We start from the raw sequence: 18,551 nt of genomic DNA, 5'->3' as shown, positions 1-18,551 counted from the left end.
TACGACGACGAGGGGCGCGCTCCAGGCCGGAGCGCGCCCCTCGTCGTCGTTTCTAGCGAGCCACGGCCTCGAACAGGTGCAGCGAGTCGGTCGCCGTCGAGCCGCGGTACTCGAGCCCCGCCCGTTCGAACAGGCCCGCGTACTCGGCCTCCGTGCGTTCCTGGCTGCCGAACAGCACGAACATGCCCATGTCGGCCATCGCGGTGTACGCGTCGGGCGTGCCGGACTTCTCCAGCAGCACCTCGACCACGACGATCCGCGCACCCGGCCGCGCGGCCCGCGCGCAGGACTCCAGGATGCGAACGCAGTCCTCGTCACCCCAGTTGTGCAGGATGAACCGCAGCAGGTACAGGTCGGCGCCCTCGGGAACGGACTCCAGCGCGTTCCCGGCGACGGTCTCGCACCGCGACGCCAGCGGGTCGCTCACGAGCTCGGGCAGGGCGTCCGCGATGACGCCCTCGACGTCGAACAGCACCCCGGTCAGGCCAGGGGCGGCGCGCAGGACGTCCCGCAGCAACGAGCCGCGTCCGCCGCCGACGTCCACCACCAGGCCCTCGGCGGGGAGGCCGAGCGCGGTGACCACGTCGCCGTTGTCCTCCTCGGTGGCGTTGTTCATGGCCTGGTGGAAGTCCGCCGCGCGCTCGGGTTCGTGCTCGGCGAGGTAGCTGTAGAAGTCGGTGCCGTGCACGACCTGGAACGGGCCGCGGCCCTCGCGTGCGGCTGCGGCGAGGCTGCTCCACGCCTGCCAGTTGGCTTCGGCCTTCAGGTCCTGCGTGAGGATGCGGCCCACCGGGTGAGCGGAGCACATCGTCCGTGAGAGCGCCGTGTGCGCGTAGTGACCGTCCTCGGCCAGGGTGAACACCCCGAAGCTCGCGAGGGCCGCCAGCAGCCTGCTCAGCACCCCGGGATCGGTGCCCGTGCGGGCGGCCAGGTCCGGCACGGAGAGGGGGTCGTCCTCGAGCGTGTCCGCCAGGTCGAGCAGCACCGCCGCGCGCAGCAGGTGGGCGGCGCGCAGCAGCACCAGCATCTGGCTCACCGAGTCGTCCGGTCCTTCGTGGGTCATCTCGTTCCTCCTAGGTGCTGTCCTGCGAGTTCGTCAGGTGAGAGACGCGGGCGAGAGTCCCGGAAGCGGTGCCGCCGCGATGACCTCGTACCGGGCGTGTTCGGGCATTGCGGCGGTGCCGTTTCCGGGGCCCTCGGCCGCCGCTCTCGCCCGACGAGACCTGCAGGACAGCTCCTAGACGGGCGACAGGACGACGGGCAGGGCGCTGATGCGGCGGATGATCCAGTCGGACTCCCACCGCACCTCGCTCGTCTCGCTCAGGCGGGCGTGCGGGAAGCGGGTGAGGAACGCGCCGAGGGCGATCCGGGCCTCCAGCCGGGCCAGGGGCGCGCCGAGGCAGAGGTGGCGGCCGAGACCGAAGCTGACGTTGTCGCCCCCGGTTCCGGGCACGAACTCGTCGCCCGCGGTGCGGTGCGGGCAGCGGTTGGCGGCGGCGAGGTTCACCTGCACCGGCGCGCTCTTCGGGATCAGGTACCCGCCGAGCTCGACGTCCTCGGTGGCGAACCGCCAGGTGGCGTGGGGCAGGGGTGGCTGCACGCGCAGGGTCTCCTCCACCCAGTCGGCGATCTCGGCGTCCGTGCGCGGGCGTTGCGCGGGCGGGCGGCGCAGGGCCTCGTGGATCGAAGAGGCGATCAGGCTCGCGGTGGACTCGTACCCCGCCATGATCAGGCCGGTCGTCCACGTCACGACCTCGTTGAGGCTGACCGAGTCCTCGGCCAGCAGGCCGGTGACGAACCCCTGGTCCAGCACGGTGCCCTCGGCGGCCCACCGCGCGACGGTCCCGGCGAGTCCGCCGACGCCGGCGGCGCGGGTGTCCTGGTCCTGCGAGTAGATGATGTTGTCGGTGACCTCGCGCAGCGCGGGCCTCAGGTGCGGTGGCACGCCGATCAGCTCGCTGAAGAACCCCAGCGGGAGCGGGAAGGTGAACCGGTCGACGAGGTCGACCTCGCCCTGGTCCGCCGCGAGGTCGTCGAGCAGCCCGCCGGCGAGCTTCGTGATCCGCTCACCCCACTCGCCGAGCTTGCGGGGCGTGAAGAACTTGGCGTGCAGGCGCCGGATCCGGGTGTGCTCCGCGCCCTCGCTCATCACCATGGCCTTGGCGACCTCGGCGCGCGGCTGGGCGCCCAGCATGGCGCCGGGAACGCGCATCCACTCCGGTGCGAGCGCCATGTCCTTGCTCAGCCGGCCGTCGAGCAGCGCGGCGCGGGCGAGGTCCGGGTCGCACACCACCCAGTTCGTGCCGCCGAAGTAGTCGACGGTGACGACCGGCGCCACCTGGCCCGCCGCCAGCACCGCGGGCAGCGAGTCGACGGAGGCGGGGGTCGTGGGCATCTCGGCCCGGGGTGCCTGCCGCGAGGCTCCGCGCACGGTGTCGGCGAGCGCCGCCGGGTCGTCCGGGAGCGCGTCGCCCCGCCACGCCACGTGGCCGTCCGGACGCACCAGGACGAAGGACCGTTCGTAGAGCTTGGCCAGCTCGTCGTCGTCGCTGCGGCGGACGCTCAGCGGCACACCACGCGCGGCGAACGCGGCCTCGAAGGCCGGAAGTCGGTCGTCCGCACCGAACTGGAGCAGCACGAAGCCGAGTCCGAAGAGGTCCAGAGTGGACGTCGTCGCGTCCCACCAGGCGTGCGCGGCCCGCCTGCCCGGTTCGCCGCCGGGACGCCACGCCGCGTCCGGCACGGTGATCTCCGCGGACTGGCCGGGGTCGTCGACGATCACCGGCGAGCGGTAGCGGAGTCCGAAGTGGATCTCCGGCGCGTCGAACTCGCGGTGCGCGCCGCTCGACGCGAGCCGCTCGGCCATGGCCCTGCGGGCCTCTTCGCCATCGGGGCCGTCGATGTCCTGCGGCACCTCGCGGTCCATCGTGCGCCGCAGGTTCCTGTTGGCCTCGTCCAGGCTCGCTTCGGCGATGGGCCTGCGTTCGGCCTCGTAGCTGTCGAGCAGGCCCGGCCCCGCCCAGCCGTCGAGCGTGGCGGCGATCTTCCAGCCCAGGTCGGCCGCGTCGGCGATGCCGGTGTTGAGGCCGAAACCGCCGGACGGCGACAGGGTGTGCGCCGCGTCGCCCGCGAGGAACACGCGGCGGTCCCGGTAGCGGTCGGCGACCCGGTGGGTGAGGTGCCAGTCGCCGTCGCTCAGGACCTCCACCGGGGTCTCGAACGCGATCGCGTCGCGGATCAGCGACAGCGCGTCGGCCCGTTCCGCGGTCTCGTCCTCGACGCCGACGACCATGTTGAACAGCGCGTCGCCGTCCAGCGAGCGCAACGGGAAGCGCAGCACGGAGGACCGCACGAGGAAGTGCACGAGAGCGGTGCCGTCCCCGAGCCGGGCCCGCAGCTCCGGGGCGCGGAACAGGATGTTGCGGAAGATCTGCGGGCGGAACCGGGCAGGGGCGTCGATTCCGCAGGCCTGCCGGATCGGGGACGACGCACCGTCGCACGCCACCAGGTACCGGGCCCGCACCTCGGTCCTCGCGCCGGTCTCCAGGTCGGTCAGGACGGCCTTCACGTGGTCGTCGGTCTGCGTCACGTCGCCGAGCGAGGTCCGCAGCCGCAACGGCGTGCCGGTCGCCCGCGCCAGCACGGGGTTGAGCCAGTGCGCCGGGCAGATCTGGTCGGGTTCGGGGGTGTGCCGGAAGACCGGGCGGTCCGCCGCCGTGCCCCGCCGGTAGCGGTGCAGCTCGTGGCCGCCGATCTTGGTGACCCAGGCGATGTCCAGCGGGTGGTCGGACGGCCAGCCCGCATCGCGGATCGCGTCCGCGAGCCCCCAGCGCCGGAAGAGCTCCATCGAGCGCGGACCGATCGTGCTCACCTTGGGGTGGCGGACGGTGCCGTCACCGGCCTCGGCCACCAGGCAGCTGATCCCGCGGTAGGTCAGGTCGATCGCCAGTGCCATCCCGACCGGGCCACCACCCGCGACCAGCACGTCGGTCTGTTCCATCGTGTCCGCGCCTTTCGTTGCAGGAGAAGGCGGGGCGGCCGCGAGACCGCCCCGCCGGGTCGGTGCGGTCAGGGACGGACCGCGACGGCCAGCAGGCAGCCGAAGTCGTCGGCGCCGGTCAGGTCGCCGGGCTTGAAGGCGTCCTCGTCGAACGCGAAGTTGCCCTCGTCCATCGCGACGGGCCGCTCCTCGAAGCCGCCCAGCTTCTCGATCTCGTCGGCGAGGCGCAGCGTGCTCTGCTCGGTGATGTCGAGGATGCTGTGCAGCCGCAGGCCCGCCCGGTGCAGCATCGGGACGTAGTCGTCGATGTCGGCCGTGGTGCACATGAGGTCGCGGCAGAACTTGTCGATGCCGGGGCTGCGGACCTCCTTGTGCGGGTAGCGGTCGAAGATGTCGGTCAGCACGACCCGGCCGCCGGGCTTGAGGACGCGGAAGATCTCGCGGAACACCCGGTCGCGGTCGGGGATGTGGCAGATCGACTCCAGCGCCATCACCGCGTCGAACGAGCCGTCGCGGAACGGCAGGTCCAGCGCGTCGGCGTGCTCGAAGACCGCCCTGGCCGCGAGACCCCTCCCGGCGCTGAGCTTGTTGGCGGTCTTGACCTGCTCCGCGCTGATGCTGACACCCGTGACGCGCGCGCCGGTCTTCTCCGCGAGCCGCAGGCCGGGGCCACCGACACCGCAGCCCAGGTCGAGCACGTGGGACGCCTCGCCGACGTCGAGGTGTTCGATGAACACGTCGGTGAGCCGGTCCATCGCCTCGTCGATCGTCGCCGTGGAGTCCGGCGAGTCCCAGTAACCGATGTGCACGTTGGTGTTGAAGCTGCCGTCGCGCATCGCGCTCAGGGTCAGCTTGTCGTAGAGCGCGCCGACTTCGTGCGGCTGCGGGAGGGTCTGGGTCATGACGGGCTACTCCTGGTCGGTTCTGGGGTGTGTCAGAGGGAGACGGTCTGCGTCAGGTCCTGCTCGATCCGCCGGCACAGCTCGTAGTCGGGCAGCAGGCCCTCGGCCTCCGCCTGCGCGAGGCGGATCGCCACACCGTCCCTTTCGGACAGGATCGGATCCGGCGGGACGGGCAGCCCGAGTGCCGGGTCGAGCACGTCGAGGGCGAGTTCGTGCTCCGCCACGTAGGTGCCGGAGATCATGTACGACATCACGGTGTTGTCCTCGAGAGCGATGAACGCGTGCCCGACGCCGACCGGGAAGTACAGGGTGCGGTGGTGGTCCTGGTCCATCCGCACGGTGTCCCACCGCCCGAACGTGGGCGAGCCGACCCGGATGTCGACGACGACGTCGATCGCCGACCCGGCCGCGCAGTAGACGTACTTGGCGCAGCCGGGAGGAGTCGTTGTGTAGTGGATGCCGCGGACGACGCCGCGGGCCGACACGCTGTGGTTCGTCTGCCGCACCGGGAACAGCGGGCTGCCGGTCGCCTCGGTGAACGCGGCCTCCTGGAACGGGGAGAGGAACTTGCCGCGGTCGTCACCGAAGACCCGCGGGGTGAACTCCAGCGCGCCTTCGACTGCGAGCGTGCGGACTTTCATGGGGGCTCCTGGGATCTCAGAGCGCGGCCAGGACCTGGCGCACCGCGTGGATGACCTTGTCCTGCAGGTCCGGGGACAGCGACGGGTACATCGGCAGCGAGAAGATCTCACCGGCCAGCTTCTCGGTGACGGGCAACGAGCCGGTGCGCTCGGCGAGATGCGCGAAGCCGCTCATCGTGTGCACCGGCCACGGGTAGCTGATGTTGAGGTGGATGTCGTACGACTTGAGGCGATCGATGATCTCGTCACGCTTCGGGTGCCTGACCACGTAGACGTAGTAGACGTGCTCGTTGCCCTCGTTCGTCGTGGGCAGCTTGAGGTCGGTTTCTTGAAGGCCTTCCTCGTACCGGCGCGCGACGGCCTGCCGTGCGGCGACGTAGGCGTCGAGCCGGGTCAGCTTGCGCCGCAGGATCTCCGCCTGGACCTCGTCGAGGCGGCTGTTGTGCGCCGGGGTCTGGACCGTGTAGTAGATCTTGTCCATGCCGTAGTAGCGCAGCCTGCGCAGCTGGGCGACGACGGTGTCGTGCGGGGTCAGCACCGCGCCTCCGTCGCCGTACGCGCCGAGGACCTTCGTGGGGTAGAAGGAGAACGCCGCCGCGTCACCGGTCGAGCCGGCGATCCTGCCGTGCTGACGGGCACCGTGCGCCTGCGCGCAGTCCTCCAGCACGCTCAGGCCGTGCTTGTCCGCGATCGCCTTCACCGCGGCCATGTCGACGCACTGTCCATAGAGGTGCACGGGGACGATGCACCGGGTGCGGTCGGTGATCTTCGCTTCGACCTGCGAGGTGTCCATGAGGAAGTCCTTCTCGCGGACGTCGACGAACACCGGCGTGGCGCCCGCGTTGTGGATCGCGATCACGGTCGGTGCCGCGGTGTTCGACACCGTGATCACCTCGTCGCCCGGGCCGACGCCGAGCGCCTGCAGGCCGAGCGTGATCGCGTTCGTGCCGTTGTCGACACCGACGCAGTGCCCGACGCCGTGGTGGGCGGCGAACTCCTCCTCGAACCCCTGCACGCTCGCGCCGAGCACGAGCTGCCCGGAGTTGAACACCTTCTCGACGGCGTCGAGGATGTCGGCCCGTTCGTCCTGGTATTCGAGCAGGTAGTCCCAAACGCGCGTGGTCATGGGCGAGCCTTTCGGGCGAGTGCGGCGACGGTGCGGTGGATCCCTTCCCCCAGCGGGATCTCCGGGCTCCAGCCGGTGACGGCGCGGAACGCCGAGGAGTCGATCGTCACGCTGCGGAAGTCGGTCACGGGGGCGTGCGAGGGGGCCTGGACCGAGGTGACCTCGACCGGCGGCGCCCCGGTGTGCTCGGACGTGATGGAGGCGATCAGCCGGAACACGTCGCCGAGCGCGTCTCCCCGGCCCGCTCCGAGCAGCCAGTGCCTGCCGGCCAGCAGGTCGGGGTGTGCGAGGGCGGCGGCGAACGCGGCGGCGATGTCGTCGACGTGGACGAGATCGCGGCGCACGGTGCCGTCGTGCCACATCGTGAGCGCCTGCCCGTCGAGAGCCCTGGCGGCCATCGCGGACACGACACCCCGGTCGTGGCCACCGCCGGGTGTGCTCTCCCCGAAGACGGTCGGCAGGCGCAGGCTGACGCCGCGCACCCGGCTTTGCGCCAGCAGCAGGTGTTCCGCGCGCAGCTTCTGCCGGTCGTACGCGGTCTCGGGACTGTCCGGTTCGGTGCCGTTCAACGGTTCCCGTTGCGGCACACCGACCTGGGACGCGGCACCGCCGTAGACGAGCACCACGTCGTCGCTCAGCACTTCCAGCAGATCCGCCATGACGCCGACGTTCACGCGCTCGGCGGAGCCCTCCTCGGCCGCGCGCCAGCCGCCGTCGCCGAGCAGCAGGTAGACCACGGCGTCCGAGCCCTCGACGGCGTTCGCGAGCGCCTCCCGGTCGGTGAGGTCGGCGGTGACGACCTCGACCTGGGCGGGGCCGGGTGGTACCTCGGCAGGCTTGCGCGCCACGGCACGCAGGTGGATCTCCTGCCGTGCCAGGGTCTTCAGCACGGCCGAGCCGATGAAGCCCGTCGCGCCGAGCACAGTGATCCGTTTCATGGTCACACCAGTCCCCGAGGCCAGGCGGAGGCGGCGTTCAGGCACGCCAGCAGCGTGCGCGCCTCCACGTTGAGGTAGTGGCCGTGCCGCGCGAGCGTGGTGAGCTGCGCGGGGGTGGCCCAGACGAAACCGCGCGGTGGTTGCGAGGGCACCTGCTCGCCGGCCTCGATGATCAGGTAGCGGCACCGGGTGTCGAGGAACCGGCCGCCCTCCTCGGAATGCACCGCCTCGTAACGGATGCGCGAGCGTTCGGCTCCCAGCACCACGTCGAGGAACGGGGGACGCTGACCGGCCGGCAGGTGCTCGTAGTTGCGCGGCGTGCACTGCACTGTGGGTGCCAGCTCGACCGTGTCGAGGAAGCCGCCGTCGGCACGGGCGTGCACCAGCACGTGCCGCACCCCGCCGAAGTCGCGCACCAGGAACGCCGAGACGCCCATGTCGACCGACTCCAGCAACGGCTGGGTCCAGCTGACCCGCTCCCGGTTGCTGCCCCGCACGGCGACCGCCACGACCTTGAAGTACCGGCCGTCCTCGTGCTCCACGGCGTCGGGCCCGCGCTTCCAGCCCTCGACCGACGCCAGCGGGATGCGCGTGGTCCGCACGTCGTGGCGCGCCCGTTCGCCGGTGAACCACGACAGCAGCTGGACGTCCGAGTGCAACGCGCCGGGATTCGGGTCGTAGTAGGGAAGACAGGACAGGACGCTGCGCGCGTTCATGTTCACCGTCTCGTCCTCGTGCAGCAGCTCCGCGATCTGGCCGAGGGTGAGCCAGCGGAAGTCCTCGTCCGGCGCGATCTCCGCGGCCGTCTCGACGATCATGTTGCGGTTGGACTTGCGGAAGAACCACGAGCCCTGCTCGGCCTGCAGCACGTCGACGACGACCTGCTCGCGGTCGAGGTCCGCGAAGTGCTCCAGCAGCTTCACGCTCGACCCGCCGTGCGCGCCCGTGTAGTTGCTGCGGGTCGCCTGGACGGTGGGGGAGAGCTGCACCAGGTTCGGGTTGCCCGGCTCCATCTTGGCCTGCATCAGGAAGTGCAGGACGCCGTCGATCTCCTTGCACAGGATGCCCAGGATGCCGACCTCGGGCTGTTTGATGACGGGCTGCTGCCACTCGCGGTAGGGGCCGTCGCCGTGCGGTCCGTCGTGCTCCACCACGTGCAGGCCCTCGATGGTGAAGAACCGGCCGCTGGCGTGCGCGAGGTCGCCGGTGGACGGCACGAAGTGCCACTGGTCGAGGTCGGCGAACGGGACGCGGTCGACCCGCAGGACGTTGGCGTGGCGGCGTTCCGCGAGCCAGGCGCGCACGTCCTCGGTGCGCATGTGCGCGCCCTGGCGGGTCGCGGCGGACAGGGCGATGCGGTGCAGGTGGGTGGCGTTCCCGCGGGCGCGCAGGGCGGTGGGCGGGCCCGGGCGGGGCGGTGCGGGCAGTGTGGTGGGCTGGGGTGGCATGGCTGGACCCCCTTCTACGGCCGCTGGGCGGTGATCAGGACGTAGCCGCTGCTCGGGTTCTCGCCGAACGAGGCCATGAGCTCCGCCGCCGTGAGGACGTCCGCGGCGGCGAAAGGCGGTGCCGTGTCGGCGATCCGCCGGAACGCGTCCGCCGCCAGCGCGTAGCTCGGCCGCACGTTCTCGCCGATGTCGAGCAGTTCCAGCAGGTCCCAGCCCGCCTTCTCCAGACCGGCGCGGTGCTCCCGCTCGCTGTTGATGCCGGCGATCTCGAGCGTGCGGACCATGCCCGCCAGCACCGCCTCGCCCGCGCCGGTGAACGGTTCGCGCTGGCACAGGTCCGCGACGACGAGCCGGCCGCCGGGCCGCACGAACCGGCGCAGCCTCGCCAGTGCCGCGGCCTGGTCGGACAGGTGCAGCAGCGACTCGATCGCGAAGACGGCGTCGAACGTGCCGAGGTCGTCCGGCAGGGCGGAGGCGTCGGCGAGCCGGAAGCTCAGCCGGTTCTCCGCCTTCGAGTCCGCCGCGAGCTCGGCGGCCCTCGCGACCTCCTGCTGCGACACCGTGATGCCGGTGACGTGGACGTCGTGGGTCTCGGCGATGCGCACGGCCGGGAAACCGTTGCCGCAGCCCACGTCGAGGACCCGGTCACCCGGCCGCAGCGCCAGGCGTTGCGCGACCAGGTCGGTCAGGCGGTCGGTCGCGGCGGCCATCGGGACGTGCTCGGCACCGGAGTCCCAGTAGCCCGCGTGGATGTTGCCGCCCAGGGCCTCCGTCGTGCCGGCCTCCGCGAACTGGTCGTACCTGCCGCCGACTGCGTCGGTCTGCGATGTCACGGGCGCGTTCCTTCCATGCTGTCGGTGAGGTCGAGGACGAGGCGGGCCGGGCCGTGGAACACCATGTCGCCGGCGTACTCGACCCGGTGGGCCGCCTTCTCCCAGCCGGGCGGGCCGTCGAGCAGGGCGCGCAGGCCGATCTCCAGCTCGGCGCGGGCCAGCGTCGCGCCGAGGCAGTAGTGGACGCCGATGCCGAACCCGAGGTGCCGGTCCGGCGGCCGGTGCACGTCCACGACGTCCGGGCGCGGGAAGCGCGCAGGGTCCCTGTTCGCCGAGCCGAGCAACGCGATCACCCGGCTCCCGGCGGGGATCCGCACGCCGCCGACGACGGTGTCCTCGCGCGACCACCGCGTCACCGCCTGCACCGGCGGGTCGTGGCGCAGCAGTTCCTCGACGGCGGTGGGCACCAGGTCCGGGTGGTCGCGCAGGTCGGCGATCAGCCCCGGGGTGGCGCGCAACGACAGCACCGCCTTGGCCAGCGAGTTCGTGGTCGTCTCATGCCCCGCGGTCAGCAGGTGGACGCAGCTGCCGACGATCCGTTCCGTGCTCAACGGGATGCCGAGCATCAACGCGAGCAGGTCGTGGTCGCCCGGCTGCCGTCGCCCCGCCTGGTCGCGGAAGTAGGCGTCGAGCTCGCGCGCGGCGTCCTCGGCGTCGGTGAACCGCGACGGGCCGGTGCGGGTGCTGCTGGCTCCCTGCAACGCCACCGCGAGGCCTCGCAGCCGTTCGTGGTCCCGGGCCGGAACGCCGAGGAGCTCGCAGATCACCATGATCGGAAACGGCGCCGCGAACCCGGCGACCAGGTCGGCCTCGCCCTCCAGCCGGGAGAGCAGGTCGTGGGCGATGCGCGCGATGCGGGGGCGCAGCGCGGTCACGACGGTGGCCGAGAACTCCTTCTGCAGCGCCGAACGCAGCCGCGTGTGCTCCGGCGGGTCGAGGAAGACCAGCCAGTTCTCGACCACGGACCGCAGCGCGGCGAACTCCGGCGGCACCGGCAGGGAGACCGGCACACCGTCCTCAGTGGAGTGCGACACCCGGCCGAAGTCGCGGTCGGACAGCACCTTCACCACGTCGTCGTAGCCGAAGACGTAGAACGCGTCGGTGCCTTCGTGCACGGACCCGGCCTCGCGGTACCGCCGGTAGACCGGGTACGGGTCGGCGATGTCGTCCCTCGGCCAGTCCCGCAGGCTGAACGGAGTCATGTCACCTCCCCGCCTGAGCGCGGAAGTGGTCCGCCCAGAACGTGCTCAGCTCGCCCACCCGCGTGGGCACCAGGGCGCACTTGGCGCACTGCGCCGCGATGGTGTCCAGACGCAGCGCGATCGCCCGCCGGGCCACGTCCGGCCTCGGGATCGCGGCGGGCACCTCGGACAGCTCGAACGAGGGTCCCGCCGTCGTGCCACGCCTGCCGGAGGGGAGGGTCACCAGCAGTTCGGCCAGCGGGCGCATGAGCCCCGACATGACGTCGATGGCCGCGTTCATGAGGTCCGAGCGGCGCAGGCTCGCGTCCGGGCGTTCGCCGAAGTGCTGGGCCATCAGCTGCAGGGCCACGAAGTACGACTCGTTGAAGATCTGCATGACCGTGCGGGCGTCCGGGTCCGTCACCGCCTCGACGGCCGGGCTCGCCGGGTTCAGCGACGGGTTGCGGGCGACCGGGTACGCGGGGTTCCACAGCTCGCCGTGCGGGCCCGTCACCGGTGCCTTGCGCAGCAGCTCGCCGATCAGCAGGAACGACGTGTAGTGCGAGTCCTCGACGGCGTCAGGGTCCAGCACCCCGCCCTCGCCCTGCTCGGTGATCACGTCGATCGCGTAGAGGGCGCTGGGGAGGTCGTCGACCTCCAGCTGGTAGTCCGGGTGCTCGTGGTTGATCGACTCGCGCAGGAACAGGTGGTGCTCGCCGCCGCCCCGGCCCTTGTCGACCAGGAACAGGTCCGGGATCTGGTGCAGGGCCTCGCGGATGTCGGCGTACAGCTCGCTCAACGACGCGTAGCCGTGCTCCTGACGGTCCGGCACGGTCTCACCGTCACGCGGCCGCAGATCGCTGACCTGGTGCTCCGGCTTCTCGATCTGGGTGAAGCGCTCGACGCTGCCGAGGCCCAGCCGTTCCAGCGCGAAGTCCAGCGGTACCGGCAGCCGGTGGTTGATCGTGCCGAAGTCGGCCATCGGCACGTGGAAGGGCTCGCCCAGCGCCATGATGATGTTGTTGACGAGCAGGAAGTGGATCATCTCCTCGCGGGCGATGCCGAGCAGCATGCTCCGGATGCCCTCGTCGAGCGTCTCCCCGCCGTCGCCGCAGGCGAGCTGGAGCTGGTCGGGCGTCCACAGTCCGAGCCGCACGTACTCCGCCCCGGCGCCGTAGGTGGGCACCGAATAGGCCGCGTAGAGGTACTGGAGCATCACGGCCAGCTCGACCAGGGCCGCCTCCCGCAGCACCTCGACCAGCCGTCCGCGCGTGGCGATCCGGGTGCGCACGGGCACGGACGTCTCGGCCGGCAGTAGCAGGTGCTCCGGAACCTGTTGTGCGCGCAGGAACTTCAGCAGCAGCCGCGCCTTCGGTTCGGAGAGGTCCCGGGTCGGCGGCATGTAGTAGGTCTTGCTCTTGTTCTGCGGATCGCACATCTGCCAGATCAGCTTGGCGTAGGTCTCGGTGCGGCTGCGGTTCGCGAGGCTGAAGACCTCCTTGTCCATGAAGGAGAAGAGGTGTTCGTAGTAGGCGAAGACCTCGCGGTACACCAGGTCGTAGTCGGCGTGCTCGACCTCGTCGAGGTGCCAGGAGTCCGGCAGCACGCGCACGGTCAGATACCCGGCTCCCGACCAGAAACCGAGCCTGTCGTCGTTGTCGTAGTCGAGTCCGGCCGGTTCGGGCTCGGCCGTCAGCAGGACGCGTGCCGTGCCCGCCGCCTTGCCCCGCAGGGTGAACCGGCCACGGCCGGTGTCGTCCGTGCTCAGCGAGGCGTCCAGCGAGACGATGACGTCGGCGGGGTCGCGGGGGCGGGCCGCCGGGTTGGCGAACTGCCGGACCGCGATGTCCCGCACCGCGCCGGGCCTGCCCCGGACGTACGACCGCACCAGGACCTCGACGTCGTGGTCGGCGTCGTCCGGGGTCCGGGGGTGCTCCACGAACACGCTCGCGTCGTCGACCTGGAGGTTGATCTCCTGCTCCCGCAGCAGGAGCACGCCGTCCGAGGCGACGAGCCGCAGCGCGTCCCCTGCGATGTCCTCTTCGGACAGCAGGCCGGGCACCGTGACGACACCCGCGGTGAGGACCGCGTCGTCGGTGTAGGCCTGGGAGGGGATCCGGGCCACCAGCCGGTCGTCGCGGACGGTGCGCAGTTCGAGGTCCCGGGCCGCGGCCGCCGGCGCGGGCGCCGTGATCATGTTCAGCACGACGTGGCCGTGCGTGGTCCCGACGGTGAGGTTCCCCATGCGGTTGCGGGTGGTGCGGTCGGGCACGAGCAGCCGTCCGGCCGGGTACGTGCGCAGCTCGTGGGGCCTCCACGGCGCGATCGTGCCGCGCAGACGCCACTGGGAGGGCTGGTCCGGTGCCTGGGGAGCGGACTGGCCGTCGAGGGCGAACTGCACGACGAGCCCGCCCGTCCTGGACTCCCGGAGCAGTCCGGCGACCGGGGAGGCGTCCGCCTCGTCCAGCCAGCGCAGGTCCTCGTCGGTGACGACGAACTGGTGCACGACCGAGCGGCCCAGCCGCCAGTGGCCGCAGCCGCGTCCGGTGGTGTGCCAGCGCGGCGGCGAGAAGCCCTTGACCGCACCGGTCGCCATGTAGCCGACGTCGTGCGACCGGCCGTCCCGGCCGAAACCGAGCTGGCCGACCATGAGCGTCGTCGTCCAGTCCGAGGCGGGGTCGACGTCGAAGATCCGCGCCCGGTTGACCGTGGTCGCGAGGTACTCGTTGTAGTGGCCCCAGAAGTCGACCGCGCGGCCCACCATCGGGTCCGCGGTGTCCGTCTCGCCCGCGACGCGTTCGGTGCTCACGACGTGCGCGTTGATCGAGAAGTGCCCGTTGCCCGCGAAGTCACGGCCCAGGGCGCCGCTGAACGCCCCGCCGGGCGTCTCGCTGCCCGCGCTGTCGTAGCGGGGCCCGATCTCGGCGAGGTGGGCGTGGTACTCGGCGGGCGGGCGGTGCACGGGGAACGGTTCGCCCTGCGCGGTGAGGGCGGTGTTCGTCGCCAGGTCCACCATGCCGTTGCGGGGTCCCGTGGGCAGGCGGGTGGAGGCGACGCCGCGGAAGTGCAGCCGGGGCAGGTCGAAGACGCTCATGCGGTCTTCTCCGTCTGCGGCAACCGGCGGGCGGGGGTGCGCTGTTCGCACCACTCGATCTCGTGCGCGGCGTCGATCGCCGACTCGATCGCGCCCTCGATCCACGCGGGCTTCGACGAGCAGTGCTCCCCGGCGAAGAAGAGCCCCTTCTGCGGCCTCGTCGCCTCCCTGCGCTGTGCCTCGCGCAGCGCGGAGTCCTGCTCCCAGCGGATCGTCGCCGCGCCGAGGGACCACCGGTGCTCGCCCCAGGCCTTCGTGGCGACGCCGAGGACCATGCCGGGCTCGCGCAGCTCGGGATGCATCACGCCGAGCTCCCGGGTGATCAGCGCGATCCTCTCCCGCTCGCTCAACGAGCTGAGCGCGTCGGCGTCGGGACCGATGCTGTAGCTGGCGAGCATCACCGCGCCGTGGGCGGGATCGCCGTCGACGGGCGGGTAGTAGGTCTGCCGGACGTGCCCGCCGGTGAACGAGCCACCGCCGCGGATGCCGTCCTCGTGCCAGAACGCCTCGCGGCAGTGGAACGCGACCTTGGTGGCGGGCCAGTACTTCGTCTCGTGGATGATGTCGAGCTTCTCGTCGTCGAACCCGCTGAGACGCATCCCCCGCAGCACCGTGAACGGCACGGTGCACACCACGTAGTCGCAGGTCCTGGTGAAGGACCTGGTGCCCTGCCTCAGGTTCAGCACCACTGCCTTGTCGCGGACCTCGATCCCGGTGACCTCCTGCCCGACGGTGACGCGGCCGAGCAGGCGGGCCGCGAGGCTGCGGGGGATGAGGTCCATGCCGTCGCGCAGCCGCACGATGTCGGAGCTGGTCTCGTCGAGGACGTCGTCGAGGAACCGCTCCAGGTGCGCCGGCACCAGCGAGCGGATGCGCGGGTTGCCCGCGTAGAAGGCGTGCAGGTCGATCATCGTGCCGTTGTGGCCGCGGCGGTACGGCGTCATGTCGACCTGGTCCACGAGGTCGAGCAGGCCGACACCGATCTCGCCGTGCATGCCGTTGTAGAACTGGCGCGGCGCGATGGCCCTGATCGTCGCGTCCAGCCAGGCACCGAAGAGCAGGGTGCCGTCGCGGTAGCGCCCGGCCGGCACCCCGGAGGCGAAGTCGTTGAGCAGCACGTCGTGCGCGTCCCGCACGCGCAGGTAGCCGGACGAGCTCGGCAGGTACGCGGCGTCGTCGGAGAAGATGGTGTGGAACGGCAGGACCTGGTCCTGCAGGCCCAGTTCCGCGATGTAGTGCAGGGTCAGGCGGTGCGCGGAAGGAATGCGCATCGCACCCAGCTCGGCGAACGGCCCGGCCTCGCCCGAGAAGCGGTGGGTGTGGACGCGGCCCCCGACCCGGTCGCTGGCCTCGATGATCTCGACCTCGTGGCCGAGGCGCTCCAGCTCGTAGGCCGTCACCAGCCCGGCGACACCCGCGCCGATCACGGTGACCTTCTTCCGCTCACCGATGGCGTCGAGCCCGTTGACCTCTTGCAGCGTTGTCACCGCGGACTTCCTTCCGGTGCGCTAGCGGCGGGCAGGGGGTTGGCGTGCTGTGTGGGAGCGATCCCACGAGATGTCCTTCCCGGCCCGTCTAAGCCTCTGAGCCGTTCCGGTAGCGCCATTCTTCGGCCGGTGGCGGTGCGCCCGTATCCCCCGACAGCGCCGGTCCCGAGCGGTTCGGCGGGACCGCGAGCGGTATCGAGACGCGCGGAACCCGACCTCCCCCCACTCAAGTGAGCGGGGTTTGTCTCGACACGGCGGACCCCGCGCCGAACGGGGTGATGCTGACGCGAGCCGCTGGGCGGCCACCCCCGAGTTGGAGGCGACGTTGACCCGAGTGCTGATCGCGACGACACCGGCCCCCGGTCACGTCGTGAGCCTGTTCGAGATCGCCACCGAGCTCACGCGCCGGGGCCACGAGGTGCACTGGTACACCGGCGAGGCCTTCCGGGAGCAGGTCGAACGGACCGGGGCGCGCTTCGAGCCGATGACCGAGGGCCTCGACTTCGGCGGCCGCAGCCGCGAGGAGGCCTTCCCCGCGCACGCCGGGCTGACCGGGTTGAAGAGCTTCAAGGTCGGTGTCCGCGACATCTTCTACCGCACGGCACCAGGACAGCTCGCGGACCTCCTTGCGATCCTCGAACGTTTTCCCGCGGACCGCATCCTCTCCGACGACATGTGTTACGGCGCATGCTTCGCCAGCGAGCGGACGGGGATCCCGCTGGTCTGGCTCGCCAACTCCATCTACATCCTGGGCAGCCGCGACACCGGGCCGCTCGGCATGGGCCTGGGGCCGAGCACCACCCCGTGGAACCGCGTGCGCAACGCCGCGCTGAGGTTCCTCGGCGACCAGGTGTCCATGAGGGACCTGCGCGCCGAAGCCGACCGCGTGCGCGCATCGGTCGGACTGCCCCGGTTGAGGACGAGGGCGATGGAGAACATCGCGCGCCACCCCGACCTCTACCTCGTCGGATCGGTGGCGTCGTTCGAGTTCCCGCGGCGTGACCTGGCTCCGGGAACCCACTTCATCGGCGGCCTGTTCGGTGTCCCGCCCGCCAGGTTCGACCCGCCGTCGTGGTGGGACGAGCTCTCCGGCGACCGGCCCGTCGTCCTGGTCACGCAGGGCACCACGGCGAACGACGTCGAACGCATGCTGGTGCCCGCCGTGCGCGCACTCGCCGACGAGGACGTCCTCGTCGTCCTGACCACCGGGAGCAAGCTCGACGTGGAACGGCTGCTTCCGTTGCCGCGCAACGTCCGCATGGAACGGTTCGTGCCGTACCACCACCTGCTGCCGCACGTGGACGTGATGATGACCAACGGCGGCTACAACGGGGTCAACGCCGCTCTCGCGCACGGGGTGCCGTTGGTCGTCGTGCCCGCGACGGAGGAAAACCCCGACGTGGCGGCGAGAGTCGAGTACGCCGGCGTCGGCGTGGTCGTGAAACCCCGTGCTGTCACCGAGTCCAGCCTCCGTGCCGCCGTGACCACCGTGCGGACGGGCGAGAGCTACCGGCGTCGTGCCGCGGAGATCGCGGTGGACCTCAACAACAGCGTTGCACCGCAGCGGGCGGCCGACCTGATCGAGTCCGCTGTCGCCCACCAGGACCACATTCCGACCGGAGGTACCGCGCGTTGAACGGGACGACGAACACGGGGCTGCAGGCCCCCGAGACGACCATGCCCATCGATCCCGGCCCGTTCGACTGCATGCCCGAGCTGCTCGCCGCCGCGCGGGTCGCCCCGGTCGTGCGGATCCCGTACCTGGGCCGGCACGCGTGGGTGGTGTGCGACCGCGAGCTCGTCAAGGTCGCGCTCGCGCATCCGAAGATGGGCAAGGACATCACGCTCGTGCCCGAGTTCATGAAGCAGCCCGGCCTGATGGTCGGCTCGCAGCCGCCGCCGGAGTACGCGCGGGCGATGATCATGAGCGACGGCGAGGACCACGCGCGGATCCGGCGTCTGCACGCGCCCGTGCTGAGCCCGCGCAACACCGAGAGGTGGGGCGAGCGGGTCAGCGTGAAGGTCGAGGGCTTCCTCGACGAGCTCGAGCAACGCGGTGTGCTCGGCGACAACGAGGTCAACGTCGTCACCGACTACACCCACAAGATCCCGCTGGCGTTCATCTCCGAGATGCTCGGCCTGCCCGAGGAGGCGGAACGGCAGCTGCGCAGCATCACCGACGTGATGCTCTACTCCTCGGACTACGAGGCCCGGACGCTGGCCGTGCGGGCGCTGTACGGGGCCGTCGAGGGCTGGGTGGCCGACCCCGCGCCGTTGCGCGACGGCGTCATCACCGGGCTCCTGGCGTCCTCCAACGGCATCGACGCGGCCGTGACGGAGGGCGAGGTGATCGTGTGGACCCTGGGCATGATCATCACGGGCTACGAGACCACGGGCAGCCTGATCTCGGCGTCGCTCTTCGAGGCGTTGCGGCGTCCGGTGGAGGAGCGGCCGAAGACCGAGGCCGAGATCAAGTCGTGGATCGAGGAGGCACTGCGCGTGCACCCGCCGTTCCCGCACCCGACCTGGCGCTTCCCGCTGGAGGACATCGAGCTCGGCGGGTACCTGATCCCCAAGGGCGCGCCCGTCCAGGTGAGCATCGCCGCGGCCAACCGCGAACCGGGGGAGGAGGCGGACAGCTTCGACTCCGCGCGGGGCGGCCACGGCCACCTCTCGTTCGGCCTCGGCATGCACTACTGCATCGGCGCGTCCCTCGTGCGGCTGGAGGCGCAGATCGCGGTGAGCGGGTTCCTGCGGCGATTCCCGGAGGCCCGGCTGAGCAGCTCCACGCCGTTCGAGTGGGAATCCGAGTGGATGATCCGCCGGATGAGCGTTCTGCCCGCGACCCTGCGCTGACGCAGATGTGAACGTCAAGAACCCCGATCGCCTCGTCCGGTGAAA

At 71.3% G+C, this 18,551-nt stretch carries 13 protein-coding genes; 2 read left to right on the top strand and 11 right to left on the bottom strand.

Translation table 11 applies throughout. The annotated features are described in order from the left end of the window. Positions 1-52: 52 nt before the first annotated feature. The 11 genes from ACWF7A_RS22705 to ACWF7A_RS22655 form a co-directional block, all read right to left on the bottom strand. Entirely contained in the window at positions 53-1,063 is a 1,011-nt protein-coding gene (locus tag ACWF7A_RS22705) for a methyltransferase (protein ID WP_452252465.1), read from the bottom strand. Positions 1,064-1,237: 174 nt separating this feature from the next. Further along, entirely contained in the window at positions 1,238-4,000 is a 2,763-nt protein-coding gene (locus tag ACWF7A_RS22700; RefSeq protein ID WP_452252464.1) for a cytochrome P450, read from the bottom strand. Positions 4,001-4,068: 68 nt separating this feature from the next. Then, a complete protein-coding gene (locus ACWF7A_RS22695; RefSeq protein ID WP_452252463.1) occupies positions 4,069-4,902 on the bottom strand; it encodes an SAM-dependent methyltransferase in 834 nt (277 codons plus the stop codon). Positions 4,903-4,934: 32 nt separating this feature from the next. Further along, complete coding sequence (locus tag ACWF7A_RS22690; RefSeq protein WP_452252462.1) at positions 4,935-5,543, bottom strand: dTDP-4-dehydrorhamnose 3,5-epimerase family protein; 609 nt, start codon at positions 5,541-5,543, stop codon at positions 4,935-4,937. A 16-nt stretch (positions 5,544-5,559) separates the two neighbouring features. Further along, positions 5,560-6,669, bottom strand: a complete 1,110-nt coding sequence (locus ACWF7A_RS22685) for a DegT/DnrJ/EryC1/StrS family aminotransferase (protein ID WP_452252461.1) — start codon at positions 6,667-6,669, stop codon at positions 5,560-5,562. Next, entirely contained in the window at positions 6,666-7,607 is a 942-nt protein-coding gene (locus tag ACWF7A_RS22680; protein ID WP_452252460.1) for an NAD-dependent epimerase/dehydratase family protein, read from the bottom strand. Before ACWF7A_RS22680 ends, ACWF7A_RS22685 begins: the two co-directional genes overlap by 4 nt. A gap of 2 nt (positions 7,608-7,609) precedes the next feature. Continuing rightward, positions 7,610-9,055 (bottom strand): NDP-hexose 2,3-dehydratase family protein, encoded by a 1,446-nt coding sequence (locus tag ACWF7A_RS22675; protein ID WP_452252459.1) that lies wholly within the window; start codon positions 9,053-9,055, stop codon positions 7,610-7,612. Between the two features lie 14 nt (positions 9,056-9,069). Next, positions 9,070-9,888, bottom strand: a complete 819-nt coding sequence (locus ACWF7A_RS22670; RefSeq protein ID WP_452252458.1) for an SAM-dependent methyltransferase — start codon at positions 9,886-9,888, stop codon at positions 9,070-9,072. Continuing rightward, on the bottom strand, positions 9,885-11,090 hold the full coding sequence (locus tag ACWF7A_RS22665; protein WP_452252457.1) for a cytochrome P450: 1,206 nt from the start codon (positions 11,088-11,090) through the stop codon (positions 9,885-9,887). The genes ACWF7A_RS22670 and ACWF7A_RS22665 overlap by 4 nt, the downstream gene beginning before the upstream one ends. A gap of 1 nt (position 11,091) precedes the next feature. Then, entirely contained in the window at positions 11,092-14,163 is a 3,072-nt protein-coding gene (locus ACWF7A_RS22660; protein WP_452252456.1) for a ferritin-like domain-containing protein, read from the bottom strand. Continuing rightward, positions 14,160-15,650, bottom strand: coding sequence for a flavin monoamine oxidase family protein (locus tag ACWF7A_RS22655; protein ID WP_452252455.1), 1,491 nt, complete (start codon positions 15,648-15,650; stop codon positions 14,160-14,162). The genes ACWF7A_RS22660 and ACWF7A_RS22655 overlap by 4 nt, the downstream gene beginning before the upstream one ends. Before the next feature lie 334 nt (positions 15,651-15,984). Between ACWF7A_RS22655 and ACWF7A_RS22650 the strand changes: the two genes are divergently transcribed. Then, positions 15,985-17,286, top strand: coding sequence for a glycosyltransferase (locus tag ACWF7A_RS22650; protein ID WP_452252484.1), 1,302 nt, complete (start codon positions 15,985-15,987; stop codon positions 17,284-17,286). Further along, positions 17,283-18,506 (top strand): cytochrome P450, encoded by a 1,224-nt coding sequence (locus ACWF7A_RS22645; protein WP_452252454.1) that lies wholly within the window; start codon positions 17,283-17,285, stop codon positions 18,504-18,506. The genes ACWF7A_RS22650 and ACWF7A_RS22645 overlap by 4 nt, the downstream gene beginning before the upstream one ends. The last annotated feature ends 45 nt before the right edge of the window (positions 18,507-18,551 follow it).

This window comes from Lentzea sp. NPDC055074, from assembly GCF_053608005.1.
Note: the sequence above shows the minus strand (reverse complement) of the source record. Positions and strands in the feature narration are given on the sequence as shown.